We start from the raw sequence: 16,025 nt of genomic DNA on the forward strand, positions 1-16,025 counted from the left end.
CGTTTGTATGTATGACTCGCATATGTATGCCAGTTCGTCTATACGATTACAACATCGCTTGTTCACTATTAAGTTGTACCTTAAAACTTTAAAATTTTCTGTTTTTTCTTAAAATAATCATAATTTACAGGAGGGTATAGTGTAAATAATTCGTACTATAAAAACTTTTAAAACTTTATGGGTAATTAAATCCTTTTTGTTCATTGGAAGGATAAAAGAAAGGAAGAGGAAAAAAGATAGGAAAATAAAAAACGGAGAGAGAGGAACTATTCTCGTGAATTATTCAATTTGAACTCTAAGAGAATAAGCTCCAGGATGAGGAGTTTTATTCCATTGAGTAAGAGACTCCTCTAAAAATGGAATGTTTTTCAACTTCTTTGTTTGGAACTTTTCTATTTTTGAATATTTCTCTAAAGCATACGTATTAGCAAACATTTCTTGCGTTCTATTTCCTTCTTTTAAAAGCGTTCCATTTGTCATACGATCCACATGATGGCCTAATTCATGCAGAATGATAAAAGCAAATTGATGAGGCTTTTTATTTTTTGTTGTATCGATAAAGACAATAGGACATTCCGTTACTGTATATTTAATATAGTCAATTTCAAACTGAAGTTTGCGCTTCTCTTTTGGAAGGTTATCATTAAATTGGCCATAGTACACACCTAGCACATCTTTTCCTTGCACCTTTACACTGCCTAAGCAATATACACCTTTTAGCCCATCCCAGTCTTTTTCGTCTGTTACATTAGCAATTTCCTGCAGGACGGCTTTTTGCTTCGCACTCATGACTCCATGAAATGTTACGCCATGAATTTGGATTTTTTCACTACGCTTAAACATCTTCTTGCCTCCTTTGCTAAATTCCTTCTACAACATATTATTTAGCAATAAGTATATTCATTCACAATACATGGTTAAAAACATGAAGTTAATGTCAAGATTCCCGTTTTGATGTTTTTTAACCCCGCTTATATGCTGCTTCGTTTATTTTCTATTTTTACTATATTACATATGTAGCCATTAATAAAATATCATTTTTTTATGATTTATCATTACTTTTTTTTATTTCTATTTTTGTTTATCGATAATCTGAAGCCTGCGTATCATTTTTAAATTTAAAACCATTGCTATATAAAGAAAAGGATAGCAAAAAAATGAGTATAGCGTCTTCCATTCGTTATAATAAAACACTTCTGTTTGGGTACTCCTTTTGTAAAGAATCCATAAAGATTATATTTAACATCAAGATATACATCTGCTACTGATCCTAAAAACATGACAAACAAAGAAGTTGTGGACATTTCTATCCAGCTGATACGTTTTGGCATAACTAGTACGCTCAAAATAGAAATCACCGTTGTAAGGATTAAGAGCACCATGCTGAGGACCTCGTTTTCTACAGGAGATAGAAACAGCTTTCCCATTGGATATTAAATTCATTCTGAAGGCTAAAAAATTAAGACTTCGCAAAAAAAGAGACTGAGGCATAACGAAATCAAGACAATCTAAATACGAACAAATGGGATAAATGATTTGGACTGCGTGGTACGCCGCTGTTGATTTCCGTGCAAGACTTCGCTTTCCGAGGGCGGCCGCTGAGCATCCTCGTCGCTTACGCTCCTGCAGTGTCTCATCCATTCCACTTCCCCCGCAGGAGTCTTCGCTCTGCCCTCTAATCGACAGCTAGAAGCAAATATATAATCTACGTTCACCATCACAATAAAAAATCCGAACGAGTTGGATTCTCTATCAAGAATCTCGATTCATCGTTCGGATCTTCCTTCAACTAAACTACTTTTGTCCCAGCCTCTTTTTGTTAACGAAAGGAAATGATGCAGGAACCAAGCTCTTGCTGTCCCCATTTAAGTGAAAGCTTATCATGATGAGAAAGCGGACCTACTCCCTCAGGTGTCCCTGTAAAAATAAGATCTCCTTTATCAAGACCAAAATGTTTTCCTGTAAAATCAATAATCGTTTGTAAGTCAAAAATCAAATTTTTAATATTCCCCAGCTGCACGCGTTCATTGTTTTTCACTAGCGAAAAGTCTTTCTTCTTAGATGCTTCTACTCCTTCAAATGGAATAAAGTTTCCCACGACCGCTGAATGTTTGAATCCTTTTGCAAGCAGCCAAGGGTGCTTTTTTTGTTTTAATTCGCTCTGCACGTCTCGAAGCGTCAAGTCTAATCCAATCGTCATCTCGTCAACAAGTTCATCCACTGTTATGCCTTCTTTGTAAGATTGTCCAATATGAAGAATCAGTTCAGTTTCAAAGTGCACCTCTCCTTGGTCGCTAGGAAGAGTAATTGATTGTCCAGCTGCTTCAACGAGAGCGTGAGTAGGTTTGGAAAATAAAAAAGGTGATGTTGGAATATCATTATGTAATTCTTTTGCATGCAGTGCGTAGTTCCGGCCTACACAATAAATATTTTTAATATCTTTCACTTTCATCATCCCTTCTTTCGTTCAAATAAAGATTTTTCAACTTGTATTCTTTTATTTTACAGAAAAAAAAGGTTGGGACATAATAAAATGAATCCAATCTAAAGACGGAAAATGGGAATAAATGAGCTGAACTGCTTGTGACACCGCTGTTGATTTCCGTGCAAGGCTCCGCTTTCCGCGGGAGTCTTCGCCTTGCCCTCCAACCAACAGCTAGAAGGACCTGCGCACACGAAACCTACGTTCACCATGACCATAAAAAAACACGAACTATCTATTTTTGATAGATCGTTCGTGTTTAACGTTAGCGAAACACTTTTCTCACATTCTCTTTCTTTCAATCTGTTATTTTCTAGCCCATTTTGTAATGCCTTTGATATCATCTGGAGTTGTACGACAGCACCCTCCGATTAACTGAGCACCTGCTTCATACCAGCTGTGAGCTCTGCAGCCATACGTTTCGCCCGCAGATGTCCCGTTCCATGTTTTAGATTCAGCATCATAATGCTCCCCTGAATTTGGATACACAATGACCGGCTTATCCGTTTGAGATTTAATTTCTTTAATAAGTGAAGAAATATATTGAGGCGGCGTACAGTTAACTCCAAGGGCCGCTACTTGCTCATAGGAATCCAGGTAGCGTGCACACTCCGAGATTAATGTTCCGCTGCTAATGTGCAGATCATCTTTTGCGCTGAACGTAATCCATGCGTACGCTCCTTCAAACTCTTCTAGCAGCCTCGCAATGGCTCTTGCTTCCATTACATTAGGAATGGTTTCACAAGCTAACACGTCCGCTCCTGCTTCAATTAATGCTTTCATACGAGGACGATGAAATTCCATTAACTCTTCTTCTGTTACGTCATACTGTCCAGTATATTCCGATCCGTTTGCTAAAAATGCTCCGTAAGGCCCTACCGAAGCGGCGACAATTGGTTTTGGACGATTACGACGATTCTCTTCTTGCTGCCAAAATTCATCTCTTGCTTCAGCCGCAATTTTTACAGATGCTTGAATTAACTCGCGAGCCTCTGCTTCACTCAAACCACGTTTAGCAAAACCTTCAAATGTACTTTGATAACTTGCTGTAATTGCACAGTCAGCTCCCGCTGCAAAGTATTCTTGGTGCACTCTCTTAATCAGTTCCGGCTGCTCCATCAACACTTTTGCAGACCATAAGCTGTCGTTTAAATCACAGCCATATCTTTCAAGTTCAGTTGCCATTGCACCATCTAGTACAATCACAGGGAATGTATGTAAAATTTGTTGGATAGGATTCATTGTTTAATCTAGGGTTGTCCACTAGCAGTTAGCTTCGATTACCCTATCCTCCTTTCAGATAATTTAAAATATATGCAAAAAAGTCTAAAGGACTAGGCAACTTTTGTCAAGAAACCGAAAAAACGAGCATGGATTTATAACCAAGCTTTTTTTAATCGTTTTATTCCTTCTTCTATTTCTTCTCTCCCTAAACTTCCGAAGCCTAACAAAATATGAGGCTTTTGTTTAGGTACTTCCGTAAGCCAATAACGAGAGGTACCGTAGACGGAGACATCTTGCTTTCGAGCTGCGTTAATTAATTGCTGTTCGTTCATATCGTTGTGCACGCGTACAAGTATATGCAAACCTGCAGATTCTCCTGACACCGTGATGTTTTTGTTAAGCCCCTTCTGTAAAGCTGCTAAAAGAGTACCGTGTTTCAGTTGATAAGCAGTTCTCACTCTTCTTAAATGCTTACTCCACTCTCCATTTTTCATTATCAGCCCGAGCGTCTGTTGATGGAGAGTTGGAACAGCTTGCTCGTATAAAGAGAAACGTTCATGATATTCTTTTAGAAGAACTTCAGGTAGTACAAGGTAGCTGATTCTTAAAGAAGGCATAAAAGATTTTGAAAATGTACCCGTATAAATGACGCGCCCCTTAGTGTCTAAGCTTTGCAATGAAGGGATGGGGGAGCCTTTATAACGAAATTCTCCGTCATAATCATCTTCAATAATAAACCCGTTGCGGTCATTCGCCCATTTAAGAAGCTCTATTCTTCTTGAAACAGGCATGATCATTCCGTATGGAAACTGATGAGATGGTGTAACATAAACAGCTCGTGCTAGGCTATCATAAAGCTCTTGGATGTTTATACCTTTGTTATTAAGCGACACGGGTTTTAAGGAAAATCCATGCTGCTTAAATACAAAGCTAGCCCCGTCATAACAAGGATTTTCAAAGGCAATATCTCTGATGCTTTGCTTTAACATCTGCGCTAATAAACTGAGTGATTGCTGCGTACCTGCTCCAATAATAATTTGATGTTTTGAACAAACCACTCCTCTTGACTGATAAAGGTACGTCGCAATTTCTTCTCGCAGTGATTCTTCTCCTTGACTTTCTTGGTACGTGAACAGCGCTTCTCTATAAGTTTGAAGACTTTCATTGTATCGTTTTTTCCACTCATTCAAGGGAAACAAACGGCTATCAACTTTTCCATACCGAAAATCATAGGTACACAACTTTGTTTCTGAGTGAGGGTGTAAAAATACAGTCGGCTTTTTATCTGTTTGCAGTAAATCAAACTGTGTATTCGTTACGTACAGTCCACTTTTGGGCCTGCTTTCTACATATCCTTCAGCTAAAAGCTGCTGATAGGCCATATCTACAGTATTTCGACTTACATTCAAGTAATCAGCAAGAGACCGGATAGAAGGCAGTTTGTCATTTACTTCAACCCTGCTGGATACAATTTCTTTTTTTATATATTCATATAGCTGGTGATACAAAGGCATATCATCTTTGCGGTTTAATAAAGGTGTGAACTTCACGCTAGCTCCTTTCATCTGTCCCTATTTTATTTTTCAAATCTGGCTCTTTTAGAGGGGATACATTTCTTTTACTATAAGTGTAGATCATCTGATTAAAAAGGAGAAGATTTAATGACTACTATTACAATTCGTCAAGCTAATGCCGCTGACATGGAAGCACTTATTTCATTAATGAACGAATACATTGTTGATTTTTACAAGCGCCCTCAGCCTACCAAAAAGCAGTTGAGAAATTTAATTAATCACTTGTTTCACCATCCGGATGCTGGCGTTCAGTTTATCGCGACTCAAAATGACGAGTCAGTAGGGTTTTCGACGCTTTATTTTACATTTAGCACCACGCGTGTAAAGCCTGTAGCGATCTTAAATGACTTGTACGTTACTGAAAAAGCAAGAGGACAAAAAATTGGAGAAAAGTTATTTTCGGCCAGTCATCAGTATACAAAAGAACATCAGTATGCAGCTATGTCTTGGGAAACGGCTTATGATAATACAAGAGCCCAAATGCTTTACAGAAAAATGGGCGGAAATGTAACGAACGATGAATGGATTCACTACGACATTTCAAACGATATTTTATAATATTCTTCCATCCATAAAGTTTTAACACGTTCTTAACACTCCTTTCATAAATGTGTTTTATGATGAATACGACAAATAAATCAGTTTCTGTATGTATTTGTCACATTCTCTGTTAAAGTTTTCACAAAGTGTTCAAACTTTAAGTGAAAACGCTTTCTATTTTTGTGTATAATAAAAATATGCAAATGAAAATGAATGTTACAGCTCGTTAATCATACACATTTTAAATATGGAAGGAGTTTTGAAAATGATTTTAAAAGCATTAAGAAAAAACGGGGCCGTTACAATTAACTATTATAAAAACGGTTTGCTTCAAACGTTTAAAGGAAAAGTACAGCGCCTAGATTTAACAGACCAAACGCTTTCATTAAAAGATGAACAGCAAAATACTTTCTCTATTCGCTTATCGGGAATTAAAGAAATTTATTGATGAATAGTTTACAGTAAAAAAGAACATGATGTTCATTCTGCTTTGCAGAAGTCATCATGTTCTTTTGATTTTAGCTTTATTTAGCTGATGTTTCTGTTTCTTCTTTCCCGTACATATATTTCGAAGGGTCGACTGTTTGGAAATCCTTCAGCTTGTGGAAACGAAGTAAGTCTCCATAAAGCACTTGATCAGATAATTCCAGTTCTTTCGCTACCTTCTGTTTATAAGCTTTCATTTGATTATTTTCTTTAAGCGCTTGGCCCGTCTTAGAATCATAATACGTTCCATCCACTAATGTATATTTCGGAGATACGTAGTTGCCATTGCGGAATGCCACTACATCATCATGATCCTTAGAAAATAAATCTGTGCCAAATTGGATAAACTCTTTGCTGTCAATCCCTACTAAATGAAGAAGAGTTGGCACAACGTCAATTTCTCCACCGTACGTATGATTAACTCCGCCTTTCACTCCAGGAACGTGAATGAATAGAGGTACACGCTGCAGCTGAGCATTTTCATAAGGCGTAATTTCTTTTCCCATTACTTTTTCCATTGCCGCATTATGATTTTCAGAAATACCGTAGTGATCTCCATAAATCATAATTACAGAATTATCATAAAGCCCAGAAGCTTTCAGTTCTTGGAAGAAAGATTGCAATGATTCGTCTAAATAACGAGCCGTTTGGAAATAACGGTCAACTGTTGCATCGCCCGTGTTAGCCGGCTGTATGCTTGCCTCATTGTTTCCAAGTAAAAATGGAAAATGATTTGTTAACGTAATTAAATGCGCATAGAACGGCTGTGGTAAAGACTGCAGCATTGGAACAGATTCTTTAAAGAACGGTTTGTCTTTTAAGCCATAATTAATTTTATTTTCACCCGTCATATTGTAATAACTTGCATCAAAGAACTTATCCACACCGAACTGCTTGTAAATTTCGTTACGGTTCCAAAACGTCTTATAGTCTCCGTGCAGCACAGCGCTCGTATAGCCAGCTTTTTGATCTAAAATAGCTGGTGCTGCCTGATACGTATTGCTTCCTTTCAGTACAAAGGCAGAACCTTGAGGAAGGCCGTATAGAGAGTTGTCCATCATCAGCTCAGCATCTGATGTTTTTCCTTGTCCTGTTTGATGAAAGAAGTTATCAAAATACGTAAAGTCATTTCCATGGGCCAACGAATTTAAGAAAGGTGTCACTTCCTGGCCATTTAATTTGTAATCAATTAAAAAAGACTGAAATGATTCCAAATGAATTTTAATAATATTTTTCCCTTTAGCTTTTCCAAAATAAACGGAATTAGGTTCCGCATAATGACTGTTTTTAAAATTAACGACGTTTGTTAAATCATTGCTGCTTGCAAAAGCTCGCTGTTTAGAGTTTTGAGCAGTTTGAACACCGTCATACATCGTATAATTATAGGCGCCTAGATACTTTACTAAATAATTGCGGTCAAAAGTTCGAGATAGAAGCTGCGGGCGATCAATTTCTGCTAATGTTAAGTTGACAGAAAAGACCATGAATCCTAAAGAAAGAATAGTTACAGCATTCTTAACCGATGCTTTTTCATTATGCCAGTCAATTTTTTTACTAAAAAAGAAGAAAAAATAAATAATAAAATCAACAAAATAAAAAACATCATGTGCTTTTAATAAATCCATAATGCTTCCGCCCATACTTCCCGCATTACTTGTCTGCAATAGTGTAGGAAGCGTTACAAAATCGTTAAAAAAACGATAATAGAGAATGTTGCTGTATAACAGCAGCGTCATAATGAAACTGCCTGCAAGAATCCAAGCTCCTGCTTTCTTTCCTTTAAAAAATAAGCCGATTCCTAAAAAAATCAGCACTGAACTCACAGGGTTTATGAACAGCAGCATTTGCTGCATTACGCCGCTTACGCCTAAGTTAAATTCAGTTTTATAAGCCACGTACGACTTTATCCACATTAAAACAGCGGCTAATATGAAATAGTGCAGCGGCTTAGAAACGATTCGCTTCATTTTGATTTTCCTTTCTCGATTAGTTTATGAGTAGATTCACAAAGAACATATAGAAAACCTTTATCATTATACTCATAGAAAATGAAAATTAAATGAAATCCTAGCCTTCACAACTATAGATAGATTCTTTAAATTCATCTACTAGTTTACCTAATACCCACAAATAAATAAACTAAAATCACCTTTTTTTATCATAAAACCCCTTCTCCCCTCATATACTGTATTCTGTTGCAACACCCGTACTGCAAACTTGTGCATTTTTTCACAATTTATCTACAAACTATTCTCATCTTGCTGTATAATAATAATTCTGCCTTGAGCATTCTCCAAATTCCTATGCTTAAGCCACAGCTTTCTTTTCATAACAGATGCACACATGAAAGGAGATGAATAAATGATTTTAAAAGCGCTAAAGAAAAACAAACATGTAACCGTGAATTATTACGAAAATGGCCTGCTTCAAACCTTCAAAGGAAAAATCCAAAATTTAAACCTAACCGACCAAACCCTCTCCCTACGAGATGAAAAACAAAACATTTTTTCCATTCGTTTGTCTGGCATTAAAGAAATTTATTAACAAAAAAGATCCTGAAGAATTCTTCTAGGATCTTTTTTGTATTTTTTATCCATTACTTATTGGAAAATCATCCAATTGGTGTTAAATTAACTTTACATAATGTTAAATAAACTTAACAAATTTATTAAAAAGGCAGCGGGTGATCATATTGACTCTTATTAATCACGTAAAAGAGCTTAGAGCTAAACATGGATATACACAAGGAGATTTAGCTGAAAAAGTTGGAGCCACTCGCCAAACCATTGCAGCTATTGAAAAGGGAAATTACGTTCCCTCCCTACTACTTGGTTTAACAATTTGTGATGTCTTTCAATTAAAAATGGAAGATGTTTTTAGACTTCAAAAGGAGGAGAAAAATATTGAGTAATGTTATTAAATCTTATTTATTGAATGTAGTGTCTCTGTTATGCGTAGGGTGGTTTTTATATGATTTTTTAAGCCTAAATATTCAATTTAGTGAAGTTATGACCGACCCTGAACCCCCGTGGGAAATTACTATGTCTATAGGCTCTTTTGCTTCTTTAATTGTCCTTTTAATTGTCTCATTTTTTTACTACCGCGCGCGTAAAAAGACGAAGAACGTTTCGCCTTTATTATTTCCTTTTGAATTTGCAGAAGAAGATGAACGTGAAAAGATGATAACAGCAGAAGCTTGTAAAAAAGCCTTTGTTTTTCTCCTATTTTCTATTCCTATAGGTGCTATATTAATAGCTTTTTATCCGCTGTTGCCTAATTCTTTTAGCTTCTATCCCATTGCCGTTCTTTTGCTTCTTTCTCTTGTGCAGTTAACGGTTTATTACGTATCAATTAGTAAGATTTATCGCTGATTAAAAAAGGGTTGTTCTAAAAAGAACAACCCTTTTTTAATCTAATAATTCACTGAATTTCCTACAAAAATAATCCAACCTACATCTATTTCACTATTTTTTCATTTTTTCTGTCTATATTGAACTATAACAATTGAACGATGAATGTTACCTTCCACTGCAGTTTTTCTTCAGTGTTCAGTTGCAAAATATGAAAGATAAAAGGAGCATATCAATGGCAGCTAATAAATGGACAAAATGGATGGTTGGTTTATCAAGCGTTGCTGCATTTACCACTTTTGTAGGACTTTCTCAAAAATATGATCAAACAAATTCAACAGCTACAGCACTAAATAACGATACATCAGCCGATAATTCATCTCAAACTCAAACGGAAGATGAGACGGACCTATTTCCAGATTCAGGATCCGACTCCAATATGGACAATGGAACTAACGGGCATGATCAATGGTCAAATGACAGTTCTAGTGAACAAAGTGGTCAATGGTCAGACGATGATTCAAGTAGCCAGCAAGATCAGTGGTCTAATGATGATTCCGGAAATAGTCAGGATAATTGGGGCAATAACGATGATTCTTCTATGCAGTCAAGACCTTCTTAAGGATGTGATGTAATGAGCTACTCATTTAAAGCAATGAATACTACATTTAACGTATACCAGCTTGAAACACCTGTCAGCCAAAAAGTGGAGAGCTGGTGTTATCTTGTAGAAGAAACGCTAAGCCGCTTTCTTCCAACAAGCGAGCTTTCACAGCTTAATTCGCTGAACGGAAGATTATTTTTACCGTCAAAAATGTTGTATGAAGCTGTAAAAACAGCCTCTTACTATTACAATGAGACAAACGGAATTTTCAACCCATTTCTGTATCATTCTATTCAAACTCTAGGATATGACCAAAGTTTTGAACAACTGCCTAACAATCAGCTTCCTCAAGAAGTAGCAGCTTTTGATGCTGTTAACCCTATTATGATTCATAAAGGAATGAGAAGTATTCAGCTTGCTTCTAATGTCGGTCTGGATTTAGGCGGAATCGCAAAAGGTTGGAGCATTCAGCAAATGGCGAATCAATTAAAGAAAAAAGGAACTTCACTTGGGGCAATCGATGGAGGCGGTGATATTGTAACGTGGGGGCCTGCTAGCAAGCACTGGTCTATCGCGCTCTCTCATCCATTTGATTTATCAAAAAATCTCATGAGCATTAAAGTAAAGAGCAACAGTGGCATTGCCACAAGCAGTGTGGGCAGGCGATTGTGGAAAGTAAACGGACACACTCACCATCATATTATTGACGGCAGAATCAGCAAGCCTAGTTCATCAGAGCTTCTGCAAGCAACGGTTGTTTCAGAAGACTTGACCGTTTCTGAAGTCTATGCAAAATGCATGCTTATTCTCGGATGGGACGCCGGATTAAGATTAGCTAAAATGCATCACCCTTCTTTAGAGGTAATTGCGGTTACAAAAGAAGGCAAGGTGTTAATCGAAAAAAATGCGAAAGGTCAGGTATACCACTATGGCTACTCTCCTCGCGCAATTTAGTGCCCACTTTCCCGTTTGGAATACCATTCGGGCAGCCGGCTTAACTTCTTATTTACTAATGTTTGTATCGGTTGCCGCTGGCATTTCTCACAGCTTTTCGTTTTTTAAACCAAAACGAAAAAAACAGTTCTTGCTGGTTCATCAATCATCAGGGTGGTTCGGGTTATTATTTGGCATGATTCACGGACTTGTTTTATCATTTGATCAATCGATTCACTTTCCACTTTCTGATATTTTAATTCCATTCACTTCCGATTACAAACCAATTAGCACAGGTCTTGGTACTATTTCACTCTACATTTTATTCGTACTGATTATTACATCCGATTTTATAAAACAGCTGGGGAGAAAAACTTGGAAAGCCATTCATTTTCTTGCTTTTCCAGGCTATTTGCTCGCACTGTATCACGGCATTACTTCTGGAACAGATACACAGCAGCCGCTTATTCTTGGGATGTACAGCATCACTGGCTGCATCGTTTTGATTTTGCTTTTTTTACGAATTCAACACCAGTCAGCTCCTAAGAACCAAAAAAAAGCTCAGGAAAACTAAAAAACGCACTCTATTATAGAGTGCGTTTTTTCTTATCCTCGTCCTGCTTGGAATGATGGGTACTGTGTCATACCGCCGTCAGCAAAGAGCGTAATCCCTGTTACATAACTTGCCTCTGAAGAAGCTAGCCATGCAGCAACCGCTGCAATTTCTTCCGGCTCTCCAATGTATCCCATTGGAATCATGCTTTCTACATCTGCACGCTGCTCAGGATCAGCAAATTTCTCAGCGTTAATCGGTGTATTAATCGCTCCCGGTCCAATGTTATTTACACGAATACCTTTTGGAGCGTATTCTAATGCAAGTGTTTCGGTCATGAGCTTCATTCCGCCTTTACTTGCTGCGTAATGAACAAATAATGGCCAAGGAATTTTCTCGTGAACACTCGACATGTTAATAACTGTTCCCTTAATATCATTTTCCACAAAATATTTAATCGCTTCACGGCTGCCTAAAAATGCTCCCGTTAAGTTCGTATCAATTACTTTATTCCAATCGCTTAAAGACATTTCATGAGATGAAACCGGATTTTCCATTCCTGCGTTATTAATCATAACGTCTAACTTTCCAAATTCTTTAATAGCAGATTGAACTAAATTGATCACGTCAGACTCAACTGTTACGTCACCTTTAACCGCAATTGCCTCTCCGCCGACTTTTTTAATTTCTTCTAAAACGCTGTTAGCTTCTTCTTCTTTCGAACGATAATTCACAACTACTTTAGCTTTTTCTGTCGCAAAACGAATCGCCATTGCTTTTCCTAAACCGGTAGATGAACCTGTTATGACAACTACTTTTCCTTCTAAATCTTTATACATTGTTAATAACCTCCTAGTTAGCTTTTGGCGAGCCCTAACATGACTCCTGCTATGATGATCAGTATAATCCCGATAATAATCCCAACTAGCTGACGCTTCGTTTTCTTCTCACCCAAAATGATGATCCCGCCTAATGTTGAAATGACGATTCCCATTTGAGAAAGCGAAAAGCTTGTCGCTACGCCTACTTTAGGTTGTGAGATGAATAAAAACATATTACCAGCGGCCCAAATAAGACCTGGGATAATGTTGCGAATTGCATATTTATTAAATGGCTTATGCTTAAACGTCAGCAATACTCCTCCAATAACCATACCAATTGCTTGAGGTAATAAAGCCGACCATCCGTCTACATTAAATAGACGGGCTACTACAACATAAACTAAATAACCAACGGTTGAAATTAATAAAATAACAATTCCTTTTTTGAAGTTTCCTTTTCCTTCTTCAGCCTCTTTCTCTTCTTTGCTTTGAAGTGATGCTAAAACAATCCCTACAATAATAAAGATAAGAGCGAGCACACCAAGAATGATTGAAGTTTTTGTAGACCACTCGTGAAACACAATTACTCCAAATAATGAAGTGGAAACTAACTGAAGCCCAGTTGAAATAGGCATCGTTTTAGAAACTCCAATTAAATCAATACTTTTCAGCTGATTACTTTGTCCAACTGCCCAAAATAGCCCCGATACAACTCCAACCCCAAAGATTAAAGGTGTAAGCGTAGGGTGTACAAAAATATAAATACCGATGGAGAAAATCAAAGCTCCCAATGTGGTTCCAAGCGTTTGACTATAAGGTCCTCCGCCTAGTTTCACATTGAAAAGCACAATGCTTCCCCAAAATATGGCTGGTAAGACAGCTAAAAATATGTCCATGTTTCAAAACCTTCCTGTGCTAAAATTAAATGTCAAAGTGCATATTCCCCAATTTTTCCGCCATTAATCCTTTTTCAGGGACATTTTATGAATTAATGACCGCACGAAATATTCTTTGGATATCGAAAACTGTATACCTTAATTTGTTCTAGGAGAGAAAAAGATATACTTTCTAACGCAAAAAAACAGCTTTTCCAAATAAAAGCTGTTTTGTATCATTTAATTTATTTTTAACATATAGCGATTAATAGGTCTCCCTACTCTGCCGTATTCAACTGATAATTTCAGCTCGTTTTCCTGTTCTAAAAACTCTAAATACCTTCTTGCTGTAACACGCGCAATTCCTACGCCGTCCGCCACTTCTTCAGCAGAAATTGGATGATTTTGTTCGGAAAGATATTGTTGTATCCTCCTTAGCGTAACCGCATTTAGCCCTTTTGGAAGCAAATCGGCTTTTTCTTCAAATTGCTGAAACAGCATAGAATCTAATTCAGACTGAGTAATATGTTCTTTTTGACTTATTTTAACTTGAAACGAACGATACTGCTCAAGCGCTTGCTTCATTCGTTCAAACTTGAACGGTTTCATAATATAATCTACCGCGCCGTATTGAAGAACTTTCCGTACGGTTTCAATATCACTTGCAGCCGTAACTGCTATCACGTCTGTTTTATAGCCATTTGCTCGAATTTGCTGTAAGGTAGTTAAGCCATCTTGACTAGGCATATACATATCAATAATCGTTAAATCAGGCTGATGCTGTTTAATGAGCTGTACCCCCTCTAAACCATTCGAAGCTGCAGCGATAACGATGAATCCTTCAACTTGTTCAATAAATTGGCGGTTCACTTCTTGTACCATAGGATCGTCTTCTATGAGAAGCACCGTCCATTCTTTTTTATTCATTTCCCACTCCCCCTATAAAAAGAATGTAATGATAAAAGTCGTTCCAACATCTAATTCTGACTCTACTTCGATCTGACCGTTTCCTTTTTCAACAATTTGTTTTACTAAATGCAAACCAATTCCTCTATTTTCCTTTGCTTTGGTTGAAAAACCTTCATCAAAGATTCTCTCTACTTGATCCTCATTCATGCCACACCCGTTATCTTCAACTAGTATAGAAAGAATGCCGTCATTTTGTTCCATACTTATATAGATCTTCCGTTCACGACGCTCCATATGTTGATACGAATCAAAAGCGTTCTCAATTAAGTTACCAATAATAATCACAAAATCATGATGATCTAAGTAAGGAGGAAATGAGTGAAGCTCGCTGTGGCGATCGATAGCTAACTCAATTCCAAGTTCTTTGGCACGGCTGACTTTGCTCAACAGCAATCCCGATATACTTTCATCTTTAATATGCTTATGAAGAAATTGGGTGAGCTCTTCTTGCTGTTCAGACACTTGAAAAACATACTGAAGAGCCTTGTCTTTATTTCCAAGTTGGATAAGCCCTGCAATCGTATGAAGTTTATTCATGTATTCATGGTTTTGAACTCTAAGAGCGCTTACAAATGATTTAACTCCTGTTAACTCTTCGGCTAATTTTTTAACTTCTGTTCTGTCTTGAAAAATAGCGACCGCACCGACTGTGTGATTATTAACCTTAATCGGCACACGATTGCTTAAAATATTCAAATTTCGAACTTGAAGCTCTCGATTATAAACAGGCTGATTAAGCTGCAGAATTTCTGGAAGCCTTGTATCTGGAATCACATCATAGATCTTTTTTCCAATTACCTCATCGGGTACATCCATCATAATTTTCGCTTTATGATTAAAAATAGTGATATTCTCCTCTTTATCAATGGCAATGACTCCTTCATGCATGGCATTAAAGGTCTCCGTTCGTTCTACGAACAAACGAGCAATTTCATGAGGTTCAAGCTCAAACATCTCTTTTTTGATACGAGATGCAAGCGCCCACGCTCCCCATCCTCCAAAAAAAAGAGCAAGACCTGAGATCAGAAAGATTTCTTTTTTTAAACTTAAAATGACCTCTGTAAATTTCGGAAGAAGATAGCCTGAGACAACCACTCCTACTTGTTCATGCTGATCGTTTACAACGGGCACAAAAGAGCGAATGACCATTCCGCCTTCTCCTTTTGCTTTATCGGTATAGGTATGTTCTGCAAACGCCTGTCCCTCATCATCTCCTTTAGAGATTTTTCCAATCATGCTTTGCAAAGGGTGAGACAAACGTTCATGATTCATATTCATAACTACTACATAATAAGCACCGTGAATAATGCGAATCGGCTCTACAATTTGATTAATGTTCTTACTATCTTTTTCAATTTTTTCTCGAATTTCAGGCATTTCAGCAACTGTTCTCGAAGTGATTAAAGCCCTTTGCTCTAAATCATTTTCTTTTGACTGTACAAAATTATTAATCACCACGATACTTGCTAAAAACAACGAAAAGGCCACGATAAAAAAGATTAACCCCGTCATTTTCGTTTGCATCGATAAGCGCATCATAGCGGAACACCTACTGCTGATTGAAGTTTATTTTAATTTTACCACGTTGAGAAATTGCGTGTTAGAATATTTGTA

The 16,025-nt window shown here is 37.2% G+C and carries 18 protein-coding genes; 8 read left to right on the forward strand and 10 right to left on the reverse strand.

Translation table 11 applies throughout. The features are described from left to right. Positions 1-279: 279 nt before the first annotated feature. From AC4NPH_RS10740 to pdxR, 5 genes are all read right to left on the reverse strand, one after another. A complete protein-coding gene (locus AC4NPH_RS10740) occupies positions 280-843 on the reverse strand; it encodes an ImmA/IrrE family metallo-endopeptidase (protein ID WP_013055557.1) in 564 nt (187 codons plus the stop codon). Between the two features lie 665 nt (positions 844-1,508). Then, positions 1,509-1,721 (reverse strand): hypothetical protein, encoded by a 213-nt coding sequence (locus tag AC4NPH_RS10745; protein ID WP_205640977.1) that lies wholly within the window; start codon positions 1,719-1,721, stop codon positions 1,509-1,511. 98 nt (positions 1,722-1,819) lie between these two features. Beyond that, on the reverse strand, positions 1,820-2,452 hold the full coding sequence (locus AC4NPH_RS10750) for a fumarylacetoacetate hydrolase family protein (protein ID WP_057274366.1): 633 nt from the start codon (positions 2,450-2,452) through the stop codon (positions 1,820-1,822). A gap of 336 nt (positions 2,453-2,788) precedes the next feature. Further along, a complete protein-coding gene (gene mmuM / locus AC4NPH_RS10755; protein WP_491938716.1) occupies positions 2,789-3,724 on the reverse strand; it encodes a homocysteine S-methyltransferase in 936 nt (311 codons plus the stop codon). Positions 3,725-3,858: 134 nt separating this feature from the next. Beyond that, complete coding sequence (gene pdxR, locus AC4NPH_RS10760) at positions 3,859-5,256, reverse strand: MocR-like pyridoxine biosynthesis transcription factor PdxR (protein WP_013055554.1); 1,398 nt, start codon at positions 5,254-5,256, stop codon at positions 3,859-3,861. 111 nt (positions 5,257-5,367) lie between these two features. Here pdxR and AC4NPH_RS10765 point away from each other — a divergent pair, with 111 nt between their 5' ends. Beyond that, on the forward strand, positions 5,368-5,838 hold the full coding sequence (locus tag AC4NPH_RS10765) for a GNAT family N-acetyltransferase (protein ID WP_013055553.1): 471 nt from the start codon (positions 5,368-5,370) through the stop codon (positions 5,836-5,838). A gap of 229 nt (positions 5,839-6,067) precedes the next feature. Continuing rightward, entirely contained in the window at positions 6,068-6,268 is a 201-nt protein-coding gene (locus tag AC4NPH_RS10770; RefSeq protein ID WP_074893948.1) for a YolD-like family protein, read from the forward strand. Positions 6,269-6,344: 76 nt separating this feature from the next. Here AC4NPH_RS10770 and ltaS read toward each other — a convergent pair whose 3' ends face one another. Continuing rightward, entirely contained in the window at positions 6,345-8,273 is a 1,929-nt protein-coding gene (gene ltaS / locus AC4NPH_RS10775) for a lipoteichoic acid synthase (protein WP_063670603.1), read from the reverse strand. A gap of 394 nt (positions 8,274-8,667) precedes the next feature. Here ltaS and AC4NPH_RS10780 point away from each other — a divergent pair, with 394 nt between their 5' ends. From AC4NPH_RS10780 to AC4NPH_RS10805, 6 genes are all read left to right on the forward strand, one after another. Further along, on the forward strand, positions 8,668-8,850 hold the full coding sequence (locus AC4NPH_RS10780; RefSeq protein ID WP_013081871.1) for a YolD-like family protein: 183 nt from the start codon (positions 8,668-8,670) through the stop codon (positions 8,848-8,850). Between the two features lie 148 nt (positions 8,851-8,998). Then, positions 8,999-9,217 (forward strand): helix-turn-helix transcriptional regulator, encoded by a 219-nt coding sequence (locus AC4NPH_RS10785; protein WP_013055551.1) that lies wholly within the window; start codon positions 8,999-9,001, stop codon positions 9,215-9,217. Then, positions 9,210-9,677 carry a DUF2178 domain-containing protein gene (locus tag AC4NPH_RS10790; protein WP_223268937.1) on the forward strand — a complete coding sequence of 156 codons (468 nt, stop codon included), beginning with the start codon at positions 9,210-9,212 and terminating at the stop codon, positions 9,675-9,677. Before AC4NPH_RS10785 ends, AC4NPH_RS10790 begins: the two co-directional genes overlap by 8 nt. A gap of 214 nt (positions 9,678-9,891) precedes the next feature. Then, positions 9,892-10,278 carry a hypothetical protein gene (locus tag AC4NPH_RS10795; protein WP_098315087.1) on the forward strand — a complete coding sequence of 129 codons (387 nt, stop codon included), beginning with the start codon at positions 9,892-9,894 and terminating at the stop codon, positions 10,276-10,278. 12 nt (positions 10,279-10,290) lie between these two features. Continuing rightward, positions 10,291-11,214: an FAD:protein FMN transferase gene (locus tag AC4NPH_RS10800; protein ID WP_063670599.1), complete on the forward strand. Its 924-nt coding sequence runs from the start codon at positions 10,291-10,293 to the stop codon at positions 11,212-11,214. Beyond that, complete coding sequence (locus tag AC4NPH_RS10805) at positions 11,189-11,767, forward strand: ferric reductase-like transmembrane domain-containing protein (protein ID WP_057274362.1); 579 nt, start codon at positions 11,189-11,191, stop codon at positions 11,765-11,767. The genes AC4NPH_RS10800 and AC4NPH_RS10805 overlap by 26 nt, the downstream gene beginning before the upstream one ends. 32 nt (positions 11,768-11,799) lie before the next feature. Here the strand turns inward: AC4NPH_RS10805 and gdh are convergent, their stop codons facing one another. The 4 genes from gdh to AC4NPH_RS10825 form a co-directional block, all read right to left on the reverse strand. Next, positions 11,800-12,585, reverse strand: coding sequence for a glucose 1-dehydrogenase (gdh, locus tag AC4NPH_RS10810; protein WP_013055546.1), 786 nt, complete (start codon positions 12,583-12,585; stop codon positions 11,800-11,802). 17 nt (positions 12,586-12,602) lie between these two features. Further along, on the reverse strand, positions 12,603-13,463 hold the full coding sequence (locus tag AC4NPH_RS10815) for a RhaT/GlcU family sugar-proton symporter (protein ID WP_028407570.1): 861 nt from the start codon (positions 13,461-13,463) through the stop codon (positions 12,603-12,605). A gap of 219 nt (positions 13,464-13,682) precedes the next feature. Further along, positions 13,683-14,369: a response regulator gene (locus tag AC4NPH_RS10820; RefSeq protein WP_013055544.1), complete on the reverse strand. Its 687-nt coding sequence runs from the start codon at positions 14,367-14,369 to the stop codon at positions 13,683-13,685. A gap of 12 nt (positions 14,370-14,381) precedes the next feature. Further along, a complete protein-coding gene (locus AC4NPH_RS10825) occupies positions 14,382-15,950 on the reverse strand; it encodes an ATP-binding protein (RefSeq protein WP_029324833.1) in 1,569 nt (522 codons plus the stop codon). Between the last annotated feature and the right edge of the window lie 75 nt (positions 15,951-16,025).

It is taken from the genome of Priestia sp. MDV22-iso46 (assembly GCF_058629175.1).